Source organism: Metabacillus rhizolycopersici (assembly GCF_020075705.1).
Genome location: NZ_JAIQUM010000026.1, coordinates 44,247 through 61,585, shown reverse-complemented (window position 1 = coordinate 61,585; position 17,339 = coordinate 44,247). Strand labels below are relative to the sequence as shown.

At 35.1% G+C, this 17,339-nt stretch carries 16 protein-coding genes and 2 pseudogenes; 15 read left to right on the top strand and 3 right to left on the bottom strand.

The window, feature by feature from the left end:
- Window positions 1–140: 140 nt before the first annotated feature.
- The 6 genes and pseudogenes from K9V48_RS12995 to K9V48_RS12970 all read left to right on the top strand — a co-directional run bounded on the left by K9V48_RS12995 (window position 141) and on the right by K9V48_RS12970 (window position 6,433).
- Window positions 141–308 (top strand): hypothetical protein, encoded by a 168-nt coding sequence (locus tag K9V48_RS12995; protein ID WP_251525861.1) that lies wholly within the window; start codon window positions 141–143, stop codon window positions 306–308.
- A gap of 240 nt (window positions 309–548) precedes the next feature.
- Window positions 549–917: a C40 family peptidase gene (locus K9V48_RS12990; RefSeq protein WP_224139412.1), complete on the top strand. Its 369-nt coding sequence runs from the start codon at window positions 549–551 to the stop codon at window positions 915–917.
- 784 nt (window positions 918–1,701) lie between these two features.
- A complete protein-coding gene (locus K9V48_RS12985) occupies window positions 1,702–2,919 on the top strand; it encodes an MFS transporter (protein ID WP_224139411.1) in 1,218 nt (405 codons plus the stop codon).
- Window positions 2,920–3,499: 580 nt separating this feature from the next.
- A pseudogene (locus K9V48_RS12980) lies at window positions 3,500–3,619 on the top strand (metal-sensing transcriptional repressor); the annotation flags it as partial.
- Window positions 3,620–3,735: 116 nt separating this feature from the next.
- On the top strand, window positions 3,736–3,942 hold the full coding sequence (gene copZ, locus K9V48_RS12975; RefSeq protein WP_224139410.1) for a copper chaperone CopZ: 207 nt from the start codon (window positions 3,736–3,738) through the stop codon (window positions 3,940–3,942).
- 73 nt (window positions 3,943–4,015) lie between these two features.
- Window positions 4,016–6,433 carry a heavy metal translocating P-type ATPase gene (locus K9V48_RS12970; protein ID WP_224139409.1) on the top strand — a complete coding sequence of 806 codons (2,418 nt, stop codon included), beginning with the start codon at window positions 4,016–4,018 and terminating at the stop codon, window positions 6,431–6,433.
- 92 nt (window positions 6,434–6,525) lie between these two features.
- Here K9V48_RS12970 and K9V48_RS12965 read toward each other — a convergent pair whose 3' ends face one another.
- Window positions 6,526–7,287 (bottom strand): MBL fold metallo-hydrolase, encoded by a 762-nt coding sequence (locus K9V48_RS12965; RefSeq protein WP_224139408.1) that lies wholly within the window; start codon window positions 7,285–7,287, stop codon window positions 6,526–6,528.
- Between the two features lie 118 nt (window positions 7,288–7,405).
- Between K9V48_RS12965 and K9V48_RS12960 the strand changes: the two genes are divergently transcribed.
- The 5 genes and pseudogenes from K9V48_RS12960 to K9V48_RS12940 all read left to right on the top strand — a co-directional run bounded on the left by K9V48_RS12960 (window position 7,406) and on the right by K9V48_RS12940 (window position 9,507).
- Entirely contained in the window at window positions 7,406–7,834 is a 429-nt protein-coding gene (locus K9V48_RS12960; protein WP_224139407.1) for an Lrp/AsnC family transcriptional regulator, read from the top strand.
- Window positions 7,835–7,990: 156 nt separating this feature from the next.
- Window positions 7,991–8,251 (top strand): metal-sensitive transcriptional regulator, encoded by a 261-nt coding sequence (locus K9V48_RS12955; RefSeq protein ID WP_224139406.1) that lies wholly within the window; start codon window positions 7,991–7,993, stop codon window positions 8,249–8,251.
- Between the two features lie 84 nt (window positions 8,252–8,335).
- Window positions 8,336–8,650, top strand: coding sequence for a rhodanese-like domain-containing protein (locus tag K9V48_RS12950; RefSeq protein WP_224139405.1), 315 nt, complete (start codon window positions 8,336–8,338; stop codon window positions 8,648–8,650).
- A 56-nt stretch (window positions 8,651–8,706) separates the two neighbouring features.
- A pseudogene (locus tag K9V48_RS12945) lies at window positions 8,707–8,850 on the top strand (sulfite exporter TauE/SafE family protein); the annotation flags it as partial.
- 183 nt (window positions 8,851–9,033) lie between these two features.
- Window positions 9,034–9,507 (top strand): SRPBCC family protein, encoded by a 474-nt coding sequence (locus K9V48_RS12940; protein WP_224139403.1) that lies wholly within the window; start codon window positions 9,034–9,036, stop codon window positions 9,505–9,507.
- A gap of 326 nt (window positions 9,508–9,833) precedes the next feature.
- Here K9V48_RS12940 and K9V48_RS12935 read toward each other — a convergent pair whose 3' ends face one another.
- Complete coding sequence (locus K9V48_RS12935) at window positions 9,834–10,700, bottom strand: YitT family protein (protein ID WP_224139402.1); 867 nt, start codon at window positions 10,698–10,700, stop codon at window positions 9,834–9,836.
- A gap of 621 nt (window positions 10,701–11,321) precedes the next feature.
- Window positions 11,322–12,413 (bottom strand): carbohydrate kinase, encoded by a 1,092-nt coding sequence (locus K9V48_RS12930; RefSeq protein ID WP_224139401.1) that lies wholly within the window; start codon window positions 12,411–12,413, stop codon window positions 11,322–11,324.
- A gap of 427 nt (window positions 12,414–12,840) precedes the next feature.
- On the opposite strand from K9V48_RS12930, the gene K9V48_RS12925 reads away from it, so the two are divergent.
- The 4 genes from K9V48_RS12925 to K9V48_RS12910 all read left to right on the top strand — a co-directional run bounded on the left by K9V48_RS12925 (window position 12,841) and on the right by K9V48_RS12910 (window position 17,336).
- Entirely contained in the window at window positions 12,841–13,740 is a 900-nt protein-coding gene (locus tag K9V48_RS12925) for an EamA family transporter (RefSeq protein WP_224139417.1), read from the top strand.
- Between the two features lie 241 nt (window positions 13,741–13,981).
- Window positions 13,982–15,076 carry a carbohydrate kinase gene (locus tag K9V48_RS12920; protein ID WP_224139416.1) on the top strand — a complete coding sequence of 365 codons (1,095 nt, stop codon included), beginning with the start codon at window positions 13,982–13,984 and terminating at the stop codon, window positions 15,074–15,076.
- The gene (locus K9V48_RS12915; protein ID WP_224139400.1) at window positions 15,077–15,994 is read left to right on the top strand and encodes a pseudouridine-5'-phosphate glycosidase; all 918 of its coding nucleotides are present in this window, start codon (window positions 15,077–15,079) and stop codon (window positions 15,992–15,994) included.
- A 160-nt stretch (window positions 15,995–16,154) separates the two neighbouring features.
- Complete coding sequence (locus tag K9V48_RS12910; protein WP_224139399.1) at window positions 16,155–17,336, top strand: NupC/NupG family nucleoside CNT transporter; 1,182 nt, start codon at window positions 16,155–16,157, stop codon at window positions 17,334–17,336.
- The last annotated feature ends 3 nt before the right edge of the window (window positions 17,337–17,339 follow it).

Below are 17,339 nucleotides of genomic sequence, written 5' to 3'. Positions count from 1 at the left end.
GACTTCAAGATTCGAGAGAAGCAAAGAAGATAAGTGGGAGATAACTGCCCGTAAAGATCCGATAAGTCTCGCTAACCATCAGTGGGGGATGCAGAAAACCCCCACTGATGGAAGTCTCACTTTATAAAAGGGGGAACAAAGTGGAAATATATATCATTCTTACAGATACAGGGACAATTTTTACGAATATGATCAAAATGTATACAAAACAGTCGTTAAACCATGCCTCCATTTCATTTACAAAGAATTTGAGTACAACCTATAGCTTTGGTCGAAAAAATGTAAATAATCCGTTTATCCCGCATTAACTGGCAGTAATATCTCCACCTCTAAGGCTTTAAGTTAAGCGAAGAAGTGAAGATGGGGGATAACTGCCAGTAAAAGCCCGATAAGTCTCGCTAACCAGCAGTGGGGATAAAGAACACCCCCACTGCTGGAAGTCTCGCTTTATAGGAGGTTTTGTAAAGGAAAATATGAATGGAAAGTTATTTAAGAGGGCGAAGTGTGCAATATATAGCCGTACTTTTTCAGAATTAGAATATAAGCAGATGAATCAGTTTGTTCAGCGGATTGAAAACCAGCAACAAAACTATAAGTATAATTTGATTGGACTTTTTGGAATTTTGCTAAATAGAGAAATAACGAGAGACAATGCCTTCTTTTGTTCTGAATTTGTCGCAACTACTTTGAATAACGGTGGAATTTCGATTAAGAGTAAGCCTGCAAGTCTTGTTAAGCCCAATGATTTAACCGAATGTGACGGTTTTCGTTTAGTTTATGAAGGACAGCTAAGCACCTATCTTTCCAAACAACGGAGTGAAACAGTTGCTGCGCTTTCTAAAGATAGCAGGAACAATAGTCGCTTCGCAAAATTGAATCGTATTTATGGGAAGCTGACAAAGTCAATCGCTAGCTAGAATATCTCAATCGTCAAGACTTGATCGCGAATTACTAGGAGCCGCAGCTAGATGGGGAGTGCTCCAGTTCATACGTCACTGAACGGGCACTTGCGCTTTTGATCTTTGAAAATATTTTTGTTCAAATATGGTAGATTGGCTGAAATTTTGTTATAATCGATTTTATCGAATGTATGTTCTTTGGATGGGTGGGAAATGAAAAAGGCTTATTTTCTGAAAGAATGTACAAAAATATGTTTCTTAAAGAGTTTATAGATAGACGACTTTTCAGAATATCTTTGTTATAGATTGCCAATTGTTAAGTTACGCTATTCGCTTGACTATTACTGAACGAATTGATTAAGATAGAGGTAATAAAAGTGGCAGGATAAAGTAAGTACATGATTTCATTCCTCATTAATGGTTAGTACAATCCCTCGTAAAAGCTCGATCAGGCTCGCTTTATAAATCCTATTTTTTAGAATAAAATATTCGGCATCAGCTACGAAATTGTTTCTGAATAGGATAAATCTGTACTTTTTAAGGCGGCTACTGTAAACCATTAATATGGAATGACTTTTTGTGCCTATTTCCTATTCAGAAAAACAATCTGTTTTAACGATTCCTTTTCTGGATAGGATTTTTTGTGTGCTTTTATTAGAGATAGCCAATCTACTTCACTCTCTTTTCCTATATTTCTGTACCCCTTCTTCGGAGATAGATAGCGACTTTTTATCGCTAAATTCATATCGTTAACAATCATTTGTCATCATAAAATTTATAAATGAAAGAGAGGCTGCATTTTATGTCAGCAGAGCAACGAAAGAAAATGATCATCTTGATGATTAACATGTTTATCGCAATAGGGAGTTTCGGTATTATTATCCCAATTTTACCAGCATACTTGGAATCAATTAATCAAGGAGGAATTGCCGCAGGACTAATGATCGCTATTTTTGCAGGAGCACAATTAATCTTTTCTCCAATTGCAGGTAAATGGACGGATCAGTATGGCCGTAGAAAAATGATTATTTATGGTCTAATCGGTTTAACTTTATCAATGTTCGTGTTTTATGCGTTTGATAATATTTGGGTGCTTTATGCTTCTCGTGTCATCGGTGGAGTTGGAGCTGCACTACTTATCCCAGCAATTTTTGCATATGTTGCAGATATTACAACATTGGAACAACGTGCAAAAGGAAATAGCTTAGTGTCAGCTGCTATGTCACTTGGAATCGTAGTAGGACCAGGAATTGGTGGATTCTTTGCTGATTTCGGATTGAAAATGCCGTTTTTGATTTCCGCAATCGTCTCACTTTTTGCCGTTTTATTTTCGGTTCTCGTCTTAAAGGAAAGTATGACAGAACAAGCATCAGCAGAAACGAATGCTCATTTCGATGACGAATCTATGATGAGAAAGATGGCTCGTTCTGTTAAAATGCCATTCTTTATTCCACTGGTTATTACTCTTGTGATGAGCTTTGGTTTAATGGCATACGAATCAGTTATTGGACTTTTCGTTAATGATCAGTTTGGTGCAACACCACAGCAAATTGCGCTTATGATTACATCTACAGGAATTGTGAGTGTAATTGTCCAACTATTTATCGTCGATCGGATTGTAACTCGTTATGGGGAAGGATCTGTCTTAACAATTTTTATCGGAGTAACAGCTGTTGGTTTCCTCCTTTCGTTATTTGCTTCTAGTTATGAATTATTCTTTGGAATCACTCTTTTAATCTTTCTTGCTACGTCCATTCTACGCCCAGTGCTAAATACACTCATCTCTAAGTTGGCTGGTAATGAGCAAGGCTTTGCGATGGGGATGAATAACATGTATATGAGTATTGGGAATGTACTAGGACCAACACTTGCGGGGATATTATATGATGTTCAAATCATCTATCCATTCATATTAGGACTTGGACTATTGGTGATTACGTTAGCCATTACATTTATCTGGCAGAAGCGTACGTTTAAACAAACTATACAGATTAAGCCTGAACAAGGGAAAGGTGCTTGACGAACTTCTGATCGTAAAAAATAAGGTCATATAGGTGCTCGTCGTGCACCTCAGTTCTCTAAGCGTTAATCTTCATAAAAACATTACTCTATCAACATTTACAGGCTATTTCATAACAAATGAAATAGCCTGTTTTGCTTAGGTGAAAATTAGTGAATGTAATTATTTTTTGAGAACAAATCATTGTGATCAATTTTATGAAGACATAATTGTAAAATTCCTACAAAGAAGTATGTGAAGTTATTTTATAAGAGGTTCGTCACATCCAATCTGACATCCTGTATAGGCTAAGCGAAGGGGAAGGGAACTGATTTTCCTGCTATTCGCTTATTTAGTTCAATGGCTACTGGCCTTCCAACTTTTTTTGAATCTATACAAAAATTTTTGTATATTATCTTTCAACGTAATTTCTCCTGAATTGAAATAAAGCTTTTAGTTATATTGAAAAAAATAAAACTAACCACTTTACATACCTAACCAGGGTATAGTATTATGTAATTGAATTAAGAAGGTTAAGCTAATGGAGAACTCTGTGAAATTAGTAGCTTGCCATACTAAGGGTGTTACCTCTAGCTGAAAAATTTATCATCCAGAACATGTAAAAAGGGATTTAACAACTCGATTAAATCGTATTGAAGGTCAAACTCGAGGCATCAAGGGAATGATAGACAAAGGTGTTTACTGTGATGATATGATCACCTAACTTTCTGCAACACAATCTGCTTTAAATAGTGTAGCTATTTTTTTTCGCTTTTTAATACCCCTATAGCGTATGTTCGACTAAATAAAAAACTTTAATCAAAGGAGAGAGAAAGCATGGAAAATATAACATTAAGCGTACAAGGAATGTCATGTGGACATTGTGTGAATGCAATCGAGGGAAGTGTTGGTCAAGTAGATGGCGTTAACCAAGTAAACGTAAAATTAGACAGTGCTCAAGTAGAAGTATTATTTAATGAATCGCAAGTATCAATTGATAAAATTAAAGAAACGATTGAAGATCAAGGATATGAAATAGAATAAGAGTGCTTTCGAAGCACTCTCTTATTTTTAATTAAATATACCCTATATAGGTATAAGAGAGGTGGAAGGCATCATGAGTATAGAAGTAAAAGAAGCGAGTATACAAATTACAGGAATGACTTGTGCAGCGTGTGCAACGCGTATTGAAAAAGGGTTAAATAAAATGGAAGGTGTCGAGCAAGCAACCGTCAACTTAGCACTAGAAAAGTCAGCAATTAAATATGACCCGTCAAAACTGAATGAAGCAGATTTTGAAAAGAAAATCGAAGCACTTGGCTACGGTGTTGTAAAACAAAAAGCAGAATTTGATATTACAGGAATGACTTGTGCAGCGTGTTCAACACGGATTGAAAAAGGTTTGAATAAAATGGAAGGTATTGCATCTGCGAACGTCAATTTAGCGCTTGAAAAGGCAACAATTGAATTTAATCCATCAGAAGTAACGATTGCAGACATGATTGCAAAGGTAGAAAAGCTTGGCTACGGTGCACATCAAAAGCAAGAGGATAAAGAACAGGTAGATTACCGTGAAAAGGCAATTAAAGACCAGCAACGTAAATTCATTATTTCGGCGATTTTATCGTTACCCTTATTATGGACGATGGTAGGGCACTTTTCATTTACATCGTTTCTATATGTACCACAATTCTTAATGAACCCATGGATACAAATGATATTGGCAACACCGGTACAATTTATTATTGGGAAACAGTTTTATGTTGGTGCTTACAAGGCACTCCGTAATGGCAGTGCAAATATGGATGTGCTCGTTGTCATGGGTACTTCTGCAGCCTATTTTTATAGTGTATATCAAGCGATTGTTACAGCTGGAACACACCACGGTCCACACCTATATTTTGAAACAAGTGCGGTACTGATAACACTTATTCTTTTAGGTAAATTATTTGAAGTAAAAGCAAAAGGCCGTTCATCTGAAGCGATTAAAAAATTAATGGGGCTTCAAGCCAAAACAGCGATCGTTCTACGCGACGGGGTTGAAAAAGAAATACCGTTAGAAGAAGTAATGATTGGTGACACCATTTTAGTGAAACCAGGTGGAAAAATTCCAGTTGATGGTGAAGTATTAGAAGGAACAACAGCTGTTGATGAATCAATGTTAACGGGCGAAAGTTTACCAGTGGATAAAAAAGCAGGTGACGTATTATACGGATCAACGATTAATAAAAATGGTTTCATCAAAATGACAACGACAAAAGTTGGGCGTGACACAGCATTAGCCCAAATCATTAAAGTAGTAGAAGATGCACAAGGTTCGAAAGCACCGATCCAACGATTGGCGGACCAAATTTCAGGTATTTTTGTACCAATCGTAGTGGGGATTGCCATCATCACATTCCTAGTATGGTTTATCTGGGTCCAACCGGGTAATTTTACACAGGCACTTGAAGTGTTAATTGCAGTACTTGTTATTGCTTGCCCATGTGCACTTGGTTTAGCAACACCGACTTCAATTATGTCTGGTTCGGGTCGTGCAGCAGAATTTGGTGTTTTATTCAAAGGTGGCGAGCATTTAGAACAAACACAAAGTATTGACACGGTTGTAGTTGATAAAACAGGTACAATAACACATGGTAAACCTGTTTTAACAGATGTTTTATTAGAAGATGGGCAAGACGAAGAGAAATTTTTATCACTCATCGGTGCAGCAGAAAAACAATCCGAGCACCCATTAGCACAAGCAATCGTTCAAGGTATCCAAGATAAAGACATTGAGCTTGGGAAAGTTCAATTTTTCGAAGCGATTCCGGGTTATGGTATACAAGCAACCGTTTCAGGTCAAGGTGTTGTCATTGGTACACGTAAACTCATGCAACAATATGGTATAGATATTACAGCGGTTCTCCCAATGATGGAAAAACTAGAGCACAATGGGAAAACTGCGATGTTAGCTGCAATTAATGGACAATACGCAGGGCTAGTGGCTGTAGCGGATACAATTAAAGATACATCTCGAGAAGCTGTACGCCGCTTACAAGAAATGGGCATCAAAGTCATTATGATGACAGGTGATAACAGGCTTACAGCACAAGCAATTGGGAAAGAAGTAGGCGTTGACGCAGTTATTGCGGAAGTACTTCCTGAAGGTAAAGCAGAGGAAGTGAAAAAGCTACAACAACAGGGCAAAAAAGTGGCAATGGTCGGCGATGGTATTAATGACGCACCAGCACTAGCTACAGCTGATATTGGTATGGCCATTGGTACAGGGACTGACGTAGCGATGGAAGCTTCTGATGTGACACTAATTCGCGGGGATTTAAACAGTATTGCCGATGCGATCATTATGAGTCGCAAAACAATGCGCAACATTAAACAAAACTTATTCTGGGCATTTGGCTACAATACGCTCGGGATTCCAATCGCGGCGATCGGGTTACTCGCTCCTTGGGTTGCAGGTGCAGCAATGGCATTTAGTTCCGTGTCGGTCGTATTAAACGCTTTACGATTACAAAGAGTAAAAATAGAAAAGTAAAATAACTGTTAACTATAGAGTAAACTATGTTCTACGTAGTTTACTCTATAAAAAAACAGACAGAAAGTATATTTTTCTGCCTGTTTTTACTCTTAAAATGTGTAGGATTCACCGTCATCTGGGACTAAAATATTAGAGGAGATCCCTTTTTCATTACTGAAGCTTTTTAATTCTTCTCTTGATAATGTCCAATGATTGACAGCTTCCATATGGACAGAAATAATTTTTGCGTTAGGGGCAGCCTTATATACTTGATAGATATCATCTTTCCCCATTACGAGAGAACCGCCTTCTAGAAATTGATTATCTCCACCATTTACAACAATGATTTCTGGTTTGTGTGTTTCAATCACTTCTTGAACAGCCTCATACCAAACAGTATCTCCAGCTATATATAAAGTTTTTTCATTTGGATGCTTGAAGACAACGCCACACACTAGACCCGCAATTTTTAGTATTTCTCCGCTTCCATGTTCGCCTTTTGTTTTAATTAATTGGATACCCTCAAAGACTGTATCCTCTTGTAAAACTTCTATATTTTGAAAACCAGCGTTTTTCACTTCTTTAGCATCTTCTTCATTTTGGACAAACATTTTGATATCTTTTGGTAGTACCTCTTTTGCAGCATCATCAAAGTGGTCTAAATGTAGGTGAGTGACAATGACAGCATCTATATCATGAATAATATTTGCAATTGATGTTGGTAAGCTAGCTAAAGGATTAAATTGATCTTGTCTTAACGAGTTTGGGAAAGGTGGGTAGGTACCTTTCTCAGCTAACATTGGATCTATTAAAAACTTTTTCCCTGCATATTGAACAACTAATGTAGCATTTCGAATTTGTTGGATATTCAAGTTTATTTACTCCTTTTCTTTGATTTACGTATAGTTTATACTATGACCAATTAACAATTACATAGATAAAATCAAGTCTTTTTGCCATTTGACTTGATTAATGAAAGGAGTTAAATAAATGTTAGATAGCACGGATATGCGTATCTTAGATGAACTCTCTAAGAACAGTCGTATCACTATGAAAGAATTGGGTGAGAAGGTCCATTTGACTGGACAAGCTACTTCAGCTAGAGTTACGAAATTAGAGGATAATGGAGTGATAGAGGGTTATACAATTAAAGTTAATCAAGTCAAATTAGGGTGTTTTATACACGCTTTTATTACTATCATTACACAAAGCACTTATCATCAACCTTATCTATCGTTCATAAAAACAGAAGAACAATACATCATCCATAACTATAAAATCAGTGGAGATGGTTGTTACCTCCTCGAATGCAAATTTCCATCTAATGAAATATTAGATAAATTTTTAGAAGACTTAAACGAGCATGCAAATTATAAATTATCGATTGTTATTAATTCAACCTTCTCTCCAACAAAATAAGTGTTAATTATTACCCCTTATTTGCTTTTGTACTGACTAACATTCTGATTTAAAGCGCAATTCCTCAGAAAAAAGGCTCTGAGGTAATAGGTTATACTTTAACTGACTGTATGTGTCATCAAGAAAATAAACATCATGGTGGAAAGGAGAATCCCTATGGAATACAATGATCAAATTAAAAACAGAGTAAAACGTATGGAAGGGCAACTTCGAGGGATTTTAAAAATGATGGAAGAAAACAAAGATTGTAAAGAGGTCATTACGCAGTTGTCAGCTGTTCGATCAGCAGTAGATAGAACAGTAGGAGTGATCGTGAGTTCAAACTTAGTTGAATGTGTTCTAGAGGCTGAAAAAAATGGAGAAAAAACGGATGAATTAATTAAAGAAGCTGTTAACTTGCTTGTGAAAAGTAGATAAAAATTTATGGTGCACATTCTTTTTTTTTTATTAATATACCTGTATGGGTATGTGGAGAGGGTATTTATTAAGGAGGACTTTACGATGAAAGAAATGACTGCAAAAGAAGTTGAGTTTTTAGTAAATGAAGGAAAGGCATTAAATATTATCGATGTGCGTGAAGTAGATGAAATAGCAGCAGGGAAAATTCCAGGAGCTGTGAACATTCCAGGAGCTGTGAACATTCCATTAGGGCTAGTTGAGTTTCGTATGCATGAATTAGATAAGTCAAAGGAATATATCATGGTTTGTCGTTCTGGAGGAAGAAGTGGTCGTGCCACACAATTTCTTGAAAGCCAAGGATATAACGTTATCAACATGCAAGGTGGAATGCTTTCTTGGGAAGGGAAAGTGGGATAAATTTTTTGGGGATTTTAATACCCATGCAGGTATAAAAATAAGGGGTTTCAAGATGATTAATTGCTTACATGGGTGTTAGTATTCTAATCGGTAGTTTCATTGGGGAATTTGGTTCTACATACATGCCTGAGAGTGGAATCAATTTAGTGTATGGAATTTTAGCGTTAATTGCATCACCGCTTGGAGCTATGGCAAGGAAAAAATAAATACAAAAGTGTTACAGCAGATTTTAGCTTTACTAATATTTGCAACAGCAGTGAATATTTGGAACTATTTTCCGTGATAGGGTATTATGAAAGATAGACTTGTAACGAAGAACGATAAAGTAAATGCTCGTTCTTCGTTTGCAATAGCAATCGGGATAAATGAGGGAGGAGCGTTTTATGATAGCTGTAATCGAAAAAGCTAACGATGACCATATTGCGAGATTCGAACGTCATTTTATGCATTCAGTTGAAGATGTCTGGTCTTGGTTGACAGAAAATAAGAAGCTGACAAAATGGTTTTCGGAGCTAAGTGTCGAAGATCTTCGTGAAGGTGGGATGATAAAGTTTGATATGCAGGACGGTACCTTTGAAGAGATGGCAATTATCGAACTAAAAACGAATTCTATTTTGGAATATACATGGGGAGAGGACAGTGTTCGGTTTGAGTTGTATCAAGAACCAGAGGGTTGTCGATTAGTTTTTATAGAAAAGATAAAGGTGATTACACCTCATACTCCAAAAGACCTTGCAGGATGGCACGTATGTCTAGATGTTATCAATGCACTAATAGATGGAAAGAAAATAGATTCCCGACAAGACGAATGGAAAAAATGGTACGAGAAATATAAAGCGGTGATCGAAAGTCTCTGAAATCCTTCCTGAAGTGAACCGTCAAACCGTGGTTTGTTCTGTCTTTTCATAGGAAAAATAGGTTCATTATTCAGCACTTTGTATGAATGATGAACTAAAATAAAGCAAGAACACTTTATTCATTTCCGAAATGAGTGTGCTTGCTTTACTCTCTTTCTTCCATAAGTGAACGACTTACAATAGGATAGAAAGTCTAATTCATAGCTTAGGAAACTATAAAAATCTTGTACTGTGGCTAAGCGCACGACATCTAGCGCAAGCGTCCGGCTCCTCGGGGGCATAAGCCATGCATGAGGCTGATCCAAGGCGCTTGCGCTTTAATGTTTTTAGTGCCCTGAACTTTTCCTGAAATTACTACCCGAAACGTCGGCAACATTTTCAATTGCTATTAAGGCTTTTGGGTCTATTTCTTGTGCAATTGAGCGTAAACTAGACAATTCGATCCTACTTACAATTGTGTAAATAATTTTTTTAGGTTCATTTGTATAGACACCTTCACCATGAATATATGTTATACCACGACCTAATTCCTTTATTAAAGCATCTGCAATTTCATCGGGCACATCAGAAATAATCGTCACCGATTTTAATTCTTCCATACCTTCAACGACAATATCAATCATTTTAAACGCAATATAATATGTAATAATCGAGTACATAGCTGTTTCCCAACTAAATACTAATAAAGCTGCTAGGATAAAAATGAATAAATTGATAATCATGACAAATTGTCCGACAGAAACAGGACGTTTTTTACTAACAAGGATGGCAATAATTTCTGTACCGTCTAAAGCACCACCTGTTCGAATAACTAAACCAACCCCTGCCCCTAAGATGACTGCACCAATAATCGTGGCTAAAAATAAATCATCTGTCACAGGCTCGAAATGATGCAGAATCGATGTACAAATAGATAAAACGACAACTCCATATAGAGTATGTAATGTAAATTTCATGCCTATTCTTCTAAAACCGATATAAAGGAAAGGTAAATTTAAAATAATGAGGAAAATACTCATTTGAATACCAGTTAATTCGGCTGCAATGATTGAAAGACCAATAACGCCACCGTCTAAAATATTATTAGGAACTAAAAATAGTTCTAGTCCAAAAGCAGCGATAATCGCACCAATTGTAATCATGATGATTTGCTGAATTTCTTTTAAAACCCGTTTCTTCTTTGTTATTGCCATAAAACCAAGCCTTTCTTAATTTGAAATTTTTTATGTTTTAATAATACCACTATTTTGTGATAAGGAAAAAATCCTAACTTACAAAAGGTATTCTAATATTCAACGAGTATTAGCTGCCTGAAAAAACGATCATTCTCGCATTATATGAAATTGCATTTTTGGTTGCATAATATTGGCTTACCAATCATGATCATCAATATTGCCTTGGCTATTGCTGGTGTACATTCTGTCTATTTTCCAATCGCTACAAGCGCTGGAGCACTCACATTGATTGGAATTTTCTGCTTCGGATTCAATGCGCCTATAAATATAAAAAAGGAATAAAAAATTGGTTTATGGCTTACTTACTGAGGGGAAAGATCTTATTTCCTATCAAATAAGTTAAATGATTTGAACAGATTAGCAAGCATGTATTCCGAGGGAACCATCAATTATAAAGTTAAAAAGGTGTAGATAATATAATAGAAGAAACACGTCAAAAAAAGCATCTGTTTCTACAATGCAGATGCTTTTTCAATAAAAATAATAAACAATAATTTACTAATGTGGAAATTTATATAATATAAACAATTTTAAAGGAAAGAAAAAGAGATATTTCTTCAAAAGACAAATATTATTTCATCACGAAAATTGCTTTACTATTTCATGAATTTTTTCAGGTTTTAAAAATGAGGATATTGATTCTTCAGTTTGAACAGTTAGAGCGGCACCAGCAAGTCCTAATTTGCAAGCACTCAATAGAGATTCATTGTTCAGGATTCCATATATTGCACATGAAGCAAATGCTTCACCAGCTCCTGTGACATCAACAACCTCCGTTTCGAAAGGAGGCAAGTGCCCAGTTTCCTCATTAGAAAAATAATAAATTCCCTGATCACCAAGAGTTATAATAACCTTTTGAACACCACGCTGTTTTATCCTTTCACAAGCTAAATGGCAATCCTCGATTGAGTTAATTTTGATATCAGCAAGTATCTCTGCTTCTTCACGGTTCGGGATTAGCAGGTCTACACCATCAAGACGAAATGGAAGTTTTCGTGCTTTGGTTGAAGACACAGGGTCGATGTAAAGAGGAATGTTTTCATCACTGCAGCGCTTAATTAAATAACTGATACAGTCATTAGGAATATTTGTATCCAAAATAACAGCTTGTGAGGCAGCGATATAGGACCATTTTTCTTCAAACATAGCAGTTGTCATTTTTTCGTATATATTCATATCAGCCATAGAGACAATACTTTCGCCATTTATATCCAATAAGGTAGTGAAAGTTCCTGTCCGTTCTGTTGGTAACATCCATACTGGACTTATATCAACTCCTTGACTTTTTGTTTCATTCAGTATCCAGTTACCTTCCTTGTCGTCCCCGACACAGGTCATAAGAGCAGTACTACAGCCAAGTCTGCTTAAATTTCCTGCAAAGTTGCGTGCTACACCGCCACAAGTTTCAGTAATTTTAACTGGATTTGATGAATATAAACGCACCTTCTGATTTGTTCGCGCTTTCCTGTCTGTATTTGCCCCTCCAATACAGACAATCGACGATTCTTCTCGGACAATATAGGCACGTCCTTTGATTTCACCACGTTTTGTCAGATTAGCAATATAATTCGCAACTGCAGGTCGCGATAAACCAACTTTACTTGATAATTCCTGCTGTGAAATGAAAGGATTCATTCTTATGTGATGTAAAATTTGTTTCTCTTTATCCATGATACGACCCCATTTCCACTTAAACAAAAGTTTACAACACAAACTTTTGTTTGTAAATGTTTAATTTCATAATTATTACAATAATTTTACCTGCTTGTGGCCAATAAGGATTGATTGGTGAAAAAAATTCTCATCTTTCACTCTTGAATCAGTACACTTTTAACCATCTTTTTTAGCTTTCAGTTCAACTAAAATTTCTCTTTAATTATAAACACAATCATATTTTTTAGTATACATTACTAGTGATGAATACTAAAAAATATGATTGTCAAAAGACATAGTCAATCCAATGTTTTAAAAAAAATAGATTGAAAAAAAGTCTAGCTGTGTTTTATATTGGAGATTATGATTTTTATAAATTTATCAAAATTCAAAATCATAGTTCAATTCAATATAGAGAATTATAGGAGGAAGTAGAATGATGAAGATGTATCTGTATCCCCTTTTGGTAATGATTGCAGCTAGTAGTTATGGTGTCGTTTCAACCATCATAAAACTAGCAATGGGTAGTGGCTTTTCGGTCTCGGAAGCGGTTACTAGTCAGTTTTTTTTCGGTTTTTGTATCGCAGTGTGCATTTTCGTACTTAAAAACAGAACAAAGTTTAGCTTAAATGGAGTTAAAACTCTTCTCCTTGCTGGTGTTTTTACAGGATTAACAAATATAACATATGGTCAATCATTGAACTATTTACCGGCTTCTTTAGCAGTTGTACTATTGTTTCAATTTACATGGATAGGCATGGTGATTTCTTGTATCACAAAACGTCAATTTCCTAGTCGAATTGAATTGATATCTTTAATCATTTTGGTTACGGGGACCATACCGGCGGCTGGTTTGATAGATGTTGATTTATCTCAAATACCTTTTCAAGGGTGGTTATGGGGGTTAGCAGCTGCTCTTTGTTACTCCCTATTTTTATTTATTAACGATAAAGCAACTACCAATATGAATACTTCTAATCGTCTAGTAATAGTTTCTTTCTCTGCTTTTATGATGTCAGCTGTATTTCAGTCTCCAGAAGTGATTTGGAATGGGACTCTGTTTAACGAAGGACTTTGGATTTATGGTTTGGCATTAGGGTTATTTGGGATGATTATTCCGGTTTTCTTATTCACTATTGCGGTGCCGAAAGTTGGATTAGGTATGTCGTCCATATTAGGGGCGATTGAATTGCCAATCGCTGTGATGGTGTCAGTCATATTGTTAAGTGAAAACGTTACTACACTGCAAATAGTAGGTATCGTAACCATTATTCTCGGTATAAGTCTACCAACAATGCTTAATAGAAATATAATGTTAGTTAAAAATAAAGTTGCACAACAATAAGTAAAATAGTAAAAGCCTCATTCAAGAAGATAAAGTGGATGAGGCTTTTTTTGTTGGGGATCAACCAAAGCTGGTTATGAACTAGGTTAATTTTAAATTTTAAATAAAATAGTATTTAAATTTTTATTTAAAATAATATTTAAAAAATTATTGACTTCCCGAAAAGAAAGCGTATACTAAACTTATGTTCATGAAACAAACAATTGTTTCTTGGAAGAGAGGTGTAAAATTGGTTAATGATATTGATGCGAATGAAGAGTTAATTTTAGGTTTGATTAGAGAAAATCCATTTATTTCTCAACAGGAATTATCAGAAATTGTGGGCTTATCAAAGTCGTCCATTGCCAATATTATCTCTGAATTAATCAAGAAAGAGTATGTATTTGGTAAGGCCTATGTTTTAAATGAAACATCCTCTATTGTTTGCATAGGAGGAGCTAACGTGGATAGGAAATTTTATTCAAAATATAAAATTACGAATGAAACGTCTAATCCTGTAAAATCTTCTACAACAGTTGGAGGAGTAGCAAGAAATATTGCTGAAAACTTGGGCAGATTAGGTGAAGCTGTTACATTAATTTCAGTAAGTGGTCACGATTCAGAGTGGAAAGAAATTTATGATTTATCGTCGCCTTTTATGAACTTAGAACATGTCACTCAAATTGAAAATTTGACGACAGGTTCCTATACAGCAGTGTTAGATATGAATGGGGATTTATCAATTGCATTAGCGGACATGGACGTTTTTGAGAATATTACTCCTGAGCTGTTGATCAAAAACAGTAATATTCTAAAGAGAGCTAAATGTATCGTAGTGGATTTGAATTGTCCAAGTGAAACAATTGATTTTCTTTGCTCTTTTACATCTAAACATAATATTCCACTAGTGGTTATCCCTGTTTCATCACCAAAAATGGATAGGCTGCCAAAAACTTTAAATGCAGTAACTTGGCTTATCGTAAATAAAGATGAAACAGAAACTTTTATGAATATTAAAATCAACAATAAAGAAGACTGGGAAAATTCAGTCCAAAAGTGGTTAGAGTTAGGAGTCAAAAATGTAATTGTAACTAATGGCTCAAAGGGTGTAATGACAGGTGTTGAAAATGGAGAAATTCACCATTTTTCAGCTATCGAAACACCGATGGTTGTTGATGTTACAGGTGCAGGGGATTCATTCTGCTCAGGAGTTATTTATTCTTGGTTACAGAAAAAAGAAATTGATTACATTGTAAAATCTGGATTAGTCAACGCACATAAAACAATTATGTCAAAGTATACAGTTAGACAAGAATTATCAAAAAAACAATTTATGATCGATATGGAGGCAATTTAAATGAAAAATTATATTGAATTATCTGCAGAGGTACAACAAGCGAAAACGGAAGGAAAAGCAATCGTTGCATTAGAATCTACTATTATTTCTCATGGTATGCCGTATCCTCAAAACGTAAAAATGGCTAGAGAAGTAGAACAAATCGTTCGTGACAACGGTGCTGTTCCAGCAACAATTGCTATCATTGATGGGAAAATTAAAATTGGTTTAACAGATGATGAATTAGAGTTATTTGGTAAAAGTTCAGATGTAGCTAAAGTATCAAGACGTGACTTAGCGCAGATTATTGCTACAAAAAAATTAGGTGCAACAACTGTTGCAACAACAATGATTTGTGCTGATTTAGCAGACATCCAAATCTTTGTAACAGGTGGTATTGGTGGGGTTCATAAAGGTGCAGAAACGACTATGGATATCTCAGCTGACCTTGATGAATTAGCTCAAACTGATGTAGCTGTAATTTGTGCAGGTGCTAAATCAATCCTAGATTTATCTCTTACACTTGAATACCTTGAAACAAAAGGCGTTCCTGTAATTGGATATGAAACAGAATGTCTACCAGCATTCTACACTAGAAATAGTGAACATAAATTAAACTTCTCTACTGATTCTATTGATGTAATTGCTGAAACATTAAAAACGAAATGGGAATTAAACCTTAAAGGTGGAGCAGTAATCGCTAACCCAATTCCTGAAGAGCACGCTATGGATGAAAGCTATATCAATGGAATCATTGCTCAAGCAATCAAAGAAGCAGAAGAAAATAACATTATTGGTAAAGATAGTACACCATTCTTACTTGGTAAAATTAAAGAATTAACTAACGGTACAAGCCTTGATGCTAATATCGAATTAGTAAAACACAATGCTAAAGTAGGATCTCAAATTGCAGTTAGTTTCAACAACAAAACTAAATAATACTAAATTATTCTATTAGATTTTCATACACATAAACTCAACTTCTATAAAGTTAAATTTCTTGAAATCTTTTTTTATAAAATTGATAATAGTCATACTTTATAGAAGTTGTTTTTTATAAAAAAATGAAAACGTTACCAATAAAAGGGAGAATATGCACATGAATTTAATTTTCTTACTAACAGGACTTTTGTTTGTTTTTGGTATTGCCTTTTTAGTTAGTAATAATAGAAAACAAATAAAATATAAGCGTATTCTCATCATGTTGGCTGTGCAAATCTTTTCAGTTTACTTCATGATGAATACTAGTATAGGTTTAATTGCTATTACTAATGTGGGCGTGTTTTTTGAAAAATTAATGAAGATTGCGAATTCAGGAATTGAATTTGTATTTGGTGGTATGTTGAATGAAGGTGGATTTTCATTCTTCCTTGCAGTGTTATTACCGCTTGTTTTTATATCAGTTTTAATAGGAATACTTAACTATATAAAAGTATTACCATTTATAATCAAATATTTAGGTTTAATTTTAAGTAAAATAACTGGAATGGGAAAACTAGAAAGCTATTTTGCTATATCTACAGCAGCACTTGGACAACCAGAAGTGTTTTTAACAATTATGAAACAAATTCCACTTCTATCTCCAAAAAGACTTTACACAATTTGTACTTCAGCAATGAGTGCAATAAGTATGGCGATGGTTGGGTCTTATATGACAATGTTAGAGCCAAAGTATGTTGTAACAGCTGTTGTATTGAATATTTTTAGTGCACTTATCATTGCTAATATTATAAACCCATATGATTTAGACGATGATGAAGATTTAATTCAAATTGAAGAAAAAGAAAGACTTCCATTCTTCCAAATGGTTGGAGAAAGTGTAATGGATGGATTTAAAATTGTTATTATTGTTGCCGCTATGCTTTTAGGGTTTATTTCCTTGATGGAATTGATTAATGTGATTTTTCTAGGCGTATTTCACGTTTCATTCCAAACGGTTATTGGTTATCTTTTTGCACCAATCGCTTTCTTAATGGGTATTCCATGGGCAGAAGCTGTACAAGCAGGTGGAATTATGGCTACAAAACTTATTACGAATGAATTTGTTGCAATGTTGAATTTTGGTGACATTTCAAGCCATCTTTCCGATAAAACGATTGCAATTGTATCCGTTTACTTAGTTAGTTTTGCAAACTTTGGAACAGTGGGTATTGTTGCAGGTTCAATCAAATCAATCAGTGAAAAACAAGGGAATCATGTTGCAAAGTTTTCTTTAAAATTATTGTTAGGTGCTACATTAGCATCTGTCATTTCAGGCACAATTATGGGGCTTGTAATCTAAAAA